Source organism: Synergistaceae bacterium (assembly GCA_017444345.1).
GTDB lineage: Bacteria > Synergistota > Synergistia > Synergistales > Aminobacteriaceae > JAFUXM01.
The window spans coordinates 1-6089 of the sequence record JAFSWW010000141.1 but is presented as its reverse complement, the minus strand read 5'-3'; the positions used below and the strand labels follow the sequence as shown (position 1 = coordinate 6089).

5 protein-coding genes are annotated in these 6089 nt (G+C 41.0%); all 5 read right to left on the bottom strand.

The genetic code is table 11. The features are described 5' to 3' along the window. Positions 1-99: 99 nt before the first annotated feature. Positions 100-744 carry a glycerol-3-phosphate 1-O-acyltransferase PlsY gene (plsY, locus tag IJS99_11095; GenBank protein ID MBQ7562353.1) on the bottom strand — a complete coding sequence of 215 codons (645 nt, stop codon included), beginning with the start codon at positions 742-744 and terminating at the stop codon, positions 100-102. A gap of 6 nt (positions 745-750) precedes the next feature. Beyond that, positions 751-1833: a RelA/SpoT domain-containing protein gene (locus tag IJS99_11090; protein ID MBQ7562352.1), complete on the bottom strand. Its 1083-nt coding sequence runs from the start codon at positions 1831-1833 to the stop codon at positions 751-753. After that, positions 1806-2837 carry a polysaccharide pyruvyl transferase family protein gene (locus IJS99_11085; protein ID MBQ7562351.1) on the bottom strand — a complete coding sequence of 344 codons (1032 nt, stop codon included), beginning with the start codon at positions 2835-2837 and terminating at the stop codon, positions 1806-1808. The genes IJS99_11090 and IJS99_11085 overlap by 28 nt, the downstream gene beginning before the upstream one ends. A 118-nt stretch (positions 2838-2955) precedes the next feature. Next, positions 2956-4821: a hypothetical protein gene (locus IJS99_11080; protein ID MBQ7562350.1), complete on the bottom strand. Its 1866-nt coding sequence runs from the start codon at positions 4819-4821 to the stop codon at positions 2956-2958. Between the two features lie 38 nt (positions 4822-4859). After that, positions 4860-5996, bottom strand: coding sequence for a nucleotidyltransferase family protein (locus tag IJS99_11075; protein ID MBQ7562349.1), 1137 nt, complete (start codon positions 5994-5996; stop codon positions 4860-4862). Between the last annotated feature and the right edge of the window lie 93 nt (positions 5997-6089).

Genomic DNA, 6089 nt, shown 5'->3' with positions numbered 1-6089 from the left:
TTGACGAGTTTTTTGCTGGATTGAGTGAAGCAATAAAGCGTGTATGAATCAAAGCCGCCGTCGGGGTGGGCGGGTGGGAGACGGCGGCAGGAAAAAATTTTATTTCTTGCTTTTGGGAGTAAATTTCGCTTCTGTTCCGTGAATCATTCTCATTATATTACTTCTGTGTCTGAACACGCACAACGCAGCAAGTATTGCCGACAAAATAATAAACTCTTTAGGCGCGCTTAACATTGCAAATCCCAGCGGCATGGCAGCAAGTGATAACATTGACGCAAGAGAAACATAACGAGTCAGCCATCTCACAGCGTACCAGATCGCCCCGCATAAAAGCACTATCGCAAATGACTCATACGGCCATATAAAAAATAATGTCCCGTAAGTTGTCGCGACTCCCTTCCCGCCTTTGAAATTCAGCCAGACCGGATAATTATGACCGACTACTACAGCAAGTGCAGAAATCGCCGCGATTAAATTTTGCGACTCAGCCGGTGCAATATGTGCAGCAAGTAATAACGCAAATGCGCCTTTGAGCATGTCTACAATAGCCGTGAACCATGACCAGCCCGCGCCCATAGCACGCCCGACGTTTGTAGCTCCGATTGCCCCTGATCCTATTGTGCGGATGTCGAGCCCGTCGCGCTTCCCGTTTTCGTCCTTGTGAAATAATTTAGTTACTAGATAGCCCGTCGGAAATGAGCCGATTATATACGAGACTATAGCCCATAAAATTATGCTTCTCATAATGAATTAATTTCCTCCTGTATTTCCTGTGATTCTGTCTGAGCCTTTTTTGATGTTGAGCTTGATTAAATCTTTATTCTTGAGATCGTCCCACTTGAAATTTAGCACGAGCAGGAACAACGCCGAGAATGGATCCATACGCCAATTTTTATTATCTTGCTTGAAAGTGTCATGAATAGTCCGTAATTGCTGAAGGCCTTTATTATCGATTTCCATATCAGCGAGAAATTTTTTAACTTCTGAAATAGTATCAAGCCCCGCCGCTCGTAAAATGCTGCATAAATAATTAAAGCTCTCACGCAGATATTTTGAATCCGGTGTGAATTCCGGGAATCCTGCCTCAATTGCTGCTGCGTTCCATTTTGCGAGAATATTATTATCTTCCCTGAATAAATTATACAAGTCTTCGTCTGTAAATAATTTTTCTGCGTCGATTGATTGCTGCTTATTGTTATTATTACTGGGAGGGATTAACACGGACTCGTCTTTTATCTCGTTGCGCAAATTTAAGAATCCTTTATCAGCAGTCTCAAGCAAACCGGCTAACAAAACAAGTTCACGAGTCAATTTTTTCTCCGAGATCGCCCCTACAGTTCGATTAACGCGCGGGAATATCGTCGCCCATGCCTCCTGTAACATCGTGGGTAATTCGAGCCTGAAGCTCAAATCTTTATATTTCGCCCATTCTCTCAAATTAGCACGTGACTCAGAAAGCGACAAAATATATATTACTGCAGGATAGCCGAATCTGAAGGGATCTTCTAAGCCGCTTGATGGTACAGAACGAGCCGGGTCAATATCAAATTCTGTCTTTATTAACTCTTCAATTTTCAGCACGTCTTCAGGGAATCGCAGCAAGACTCTTACTGTTACGAGGTCAATTCCTGTTAAATCGCTTTCGTCTATAGTCGTCAGTGTCCGCAGCAAATCCGCCGGACTCTTTGCCCAGCCTTCTATTGCGTAAAATTCGACTCCTTCAAGCTCGACTAAATCCTGAATTAAATTCCGGATTCTTTTCGCGTACTCTTCATAAAGTGTCAAGCTCTCGACATATCTTAATCCTATTTCGTTAGTTCTGTGTTTATCCATGTGCAAATTTTATCATAATATAATAAATTAATTTCGCGCGGCTTTAACGGATTCTCCCATTTGTCAATTATGCAGGGTACTCCGGACTCATTTGCGAACTCGCTGACTTTCACGTCATAGGGCATTAACGCTAAAGGAGTCGCAAAGATTCTCGATAACACCCCGAAATGTAAACGCATTCCCAGCGCAATTTTTGAATTTTGCCAAATCTCGCAGGCCTCATGAAAATTTTTGACCCGTATAATTTTGTCAAGTTTTAAATATTTCAGCGCGTTCTCGTCTTCAGGTGAGAGGGCGACTCCTATTTTTTCACCGGGATAATTATTTATATTAGGCTGAATTACTTTCACGAACGAGTCAAGATTTTTGCAGGGACGTAAATTTATTAGCATTCTCTCTTGTTTTTCCTGTGATTTTTGCGGGAGGCCTTCAGATTCGCTGATTGTCTCAATATAGCACGTATTATCACGAGTCATTTTGCCTGTAATTTCTCTTACTAGACTCAAAGCAATATCTGAGCCCTTAATTACATTCCTGCAATTAAAATTTTCTGCTATTTTCTGCGAGTTATTATCCCTGACGTGTACAAATTCGCACAGTCTTAACGCATTGCCGGTAAAGAATCGCCCGAATCTTGACTCAAGAGGGCCTATAGATTGCCCCAGCGCAAAAATTTTCGTTCCTGCCAAGTTCGCAAGCCTCATTATTGCCCAGTACCATATACAAGACTTTATACTTGTTGAATCCTGAAAGAGTCCCCCGCCGCCTAATATTAAACTCTCGCAATTTTTGAGAATCTGCCAAATTTCGCGGTAATGCCAGCGATTTATTGACTCGATATAAAAATTTTTCGCCGTCTCATCAGGATTATTTGAGAATGCTATAATTTCTCCGCGTGAGATTCCCGAGTCAACTAATAAATTTATACTCGCCTGCAGTAATAAGTCATCACCTAAATTATTAAATCCGTAATAGCCCAGCAAAGCAGCTTTATATTTTCTCATGAGCCGACTCCATATAAAGAATTACGGGCGGTGAAGTGTTCATAAAAATTTTTGACAGCGAAATATAATAATCCCGCAAATTTATAGCAAACTCCGTAATAACACCCCGCAAAATTTCTCATGAGATTAACGGCCTTATTAATTTTAATAGTGGCATTATAACGAACTTCACAAGCAAGACTACAGCAAGACCGACTATTAAGCCCGTCCAAAGTCCGTTAAATTCCCGCAATAAAATCAAACTCAAAGGCGTATGGAAATGGCAGAAACTATTTATAACGGTCGAGAAGCCTAATACAACGCCGATTCTAAAAATTTCGCGGTAGTGTGCAAATAAATTTTTGCTGAAAAGAAAGTTTAATAATAACAATGACGGATAACCCACGAAAACCTCACGAGTGCGGGGCCGGGCAATTAAGACTCTTTCTAGGGTCTCGCGTAATTTTGCCTCAAATCCCGGTATAAATGCAACGTTACCGCTCCTGAATAACATTAAGCCCACTGCAGCAAGTAATACGCCTATTAATACAAGTTCTCCCCATAGAGGCGGCCTTGAGAGAAAATTTATTAATGATTCGGGATGTATTCTTTTCTTGAGATCATGCAATAAGACAAGAACAGGCGGCAATATTAGAGTCAATTTTACGCCCGAAAAAGTCTGCAATCTAAGCATGTAACTTGTAACGCTGAAAAACGAGGCCAAAGCAAGCCCGCTTATTACCGCAAATAAGAACGCAGGAATTAAATTTTTGTCCCTGTTTGAGTCCATCGCAATTAAAGCAGCTTCTACAGCAATTAACGGAGCAGCAAACGCACCCGCGAGTCTTGCAATTCCTGAAAATTTATAAATCGCTCCGGCCGTAATTATGCCAAGTATAATAAATATCACGAAATTTTTATTATTATTAGCGAGTCCCATTCTCGTCAAATATGAATACAGCGCGAAATATAACACTCCCGATAAAGCCAAAGCCGCAAAAATATTTGTATCGAGCTTAACACTTGCGAAAACAGGTTCAGGCCAAGCAAGTTTAAATCCGTGTGATCTGAGTCCTTCTGCTAATAATTTCACTTCCTGCGCAAAATCTTCAAATATGAATTCTGACGAGTTCGGCGGAGCAGTTCGCAATAATAAGAATCTCACTGAACGCTCAACAGCAGCCCGCAAAAGTCTTTCACGTAAAGCAGACCGGGATATTTTACGCGCTGTCATCTCGTCATTTGTAACGCTATGAAGGGGAATTAACAACGGTGAAGAAAGCGCATTCATAGCAGGTTCACCGACTTGACGCGAGAACTCAACAAGGGCAACGGGCAAATTTAAATCATGGGCAGTCTTAGCAAGTGCGCTGACATCGGGATAACCTGAAACAATTTCACCCGCCGGAGTAAATGCCGACAATTTATATAATTCATTAACTTTTCTGAGCATTAGTGCAGCCCTGTCCGCCAAATGTCCCGGAGAAGGTGCCGGCCTGTAATAAATAGGAAGATTATTTCTCTTTGCCGCCTCGAGTCCGTCAATGTCCGGAATTATCCCCGAAGTCTTAAACACGTTAAATGACATGGGAATCTTCACCGCGCCTAATTTGTCATCAGAAATAGCGAATCTCAATCGCAGCCACTCATTAAGCAAATTTTTATATGGACTGTCAGGCATTATTGAAATTATTGTCCCCTCTGTGCCGTTCACTGGGTCGCGAGCCGTCTTGAATTCAGCTTGTCCGAGTCCATGATCTATATTATCTCCTGTGAGTTCACTTACCATTAAGCCCGTCATGCCGTTATTGACTAAAATTTTTATTGCCGAGTCGACTTCAAGCCCGGAATTTTTTGCCAGTGCCGTAATTTCTCGATAATCCGCTAAAATCGCAACGTTATTATTTGCGCGTTCTAAATTAAATCTCGGCCATAACCCATAACACGCACATGCAAGCACTATCAGGAAAAATATAATCTTGTATAATTTTCTCGTTCTTACCATGAAATAAATTTATACCTCCAAGTGAAAAAATTTTTTATTTAGAATTGTAGCACTCTCTGTGATTCTCGCGACATATCAGGCGAATTTAATAATAATTCATATAGTAGTGAGGCTTTATTCTCTATCATAGCAAAATATTCTCCCGTCTCGTTATTATTCTTATTATGTACATCCTTCAGTCTAGTTATAATCTTTATGCGGGAAATTTTTTTGTGTTCTCTCAGAATATCGCGCCCCCGTGAATTAAACGCAAGCACTCTAGCATATTGAACGCCTTCACGTAATGCCCTGATTGTGTGAGTTCTCTCAAGTCCCAGCAAAATATAAATTAATCGCCTTCTTATATGCGCCCTCGTATATCTAGCACAGACGCACCGCCCTATAAAGTCATCTAAATTTTTTGCCTGCCTCCATTGCTTAATAAATAAATTCTCGATCCCCTCGTCAATCCCGTAAATTTTCCGCAATTCTTGAGACTCCGACCTGATAAAAATATTTTGTAATAACGGCCATAATTTTGACTCGTCTGCAATCTCGCTTTCACTCAAAATCTTTTGTGAACTCTCAGGCAGCATATATAAATTTTTGCTTAAATCACCGCGTATTTTCTTGCTTGAATAATCCCCCCTGCGCTCAAACGGTATTATTTGCAAGTTATAATTATTTTCCTTAATACCCATTATATAAGATAACGCTAATAAATTATTAGGCCGTGAAATAAATTCGCCGCTGTCCGGGTAAATTTTGCCCATTGCTATAGAATTTGCCTTACTGAATGAAGCCCCCCGATCAAGTTCATTTTTTAGGAGCTCGCTATATTCCTGTGAGTTATTAAATATTTTAGCAATTAACGAGTCAACATCAAAATTTATATCTTCCATTCCGAAAATAATCGAGTCAGCCAGTCCCGTTTTAGCAATTAAATCAACAGCTCCCCCCGCGAAATCCTGACCCGCCGAACATGCATACAAAAAAGGGAGTTCAATTACTAAATCAGCACCGGACTTTATAGCCATCTCAGCACGTGAAAATTTGTTAATTATTGCCGGGCTGCCTCGCTGGGTGAAATTTGACGAGAGAATTACGACGACTCCGCCGAGTTTACGCGCAAAATTCAAGATTGACTCATGGCCTTTGTGTAACGGGTTGAATTCTGCGATTATTGCACTAACTATTTTGACTCACTCCTTTAATGTCATGTTGAATATTATAGCGAAATTAACGAATCCCCCGCCACAAAGTGAGTCCCTCCCACCCGCCCGCCCGAT

What these genes read in the sequence shown, in the direction of transcription:
- IJS99_11080 (MBQ7562350.1), bottom strand. Translation starts at nt 4,821, where the DNA reads ATGGTAAGAACGAGAAAATTATACAAGATTATATTTTTCCTGATAGTG.
- IJS99_11085 (MBQ7562351.1), bottom strand. Translation starts at nt 2,837, where the DNA reads ATGAGAAAATATAAAGCTGCTTTGCTGGGCTATTACGGATTTAATAAT.
- plsY (MBQ7562353.1), bottom strand. Translation starts at nt 744, where the DNA reads ATGAGAAGCATAATTTTATGGGCTATAGTCTCGTATATAATCGGCTCA.
- IJS99_11090 (MBQ7562352.1), bottom strand. Translation starts at nt 1,833, where the DNA reads ATGGATAAACACAGAACTAACGAAATAGGATTAAGATATGTCGAGAGC.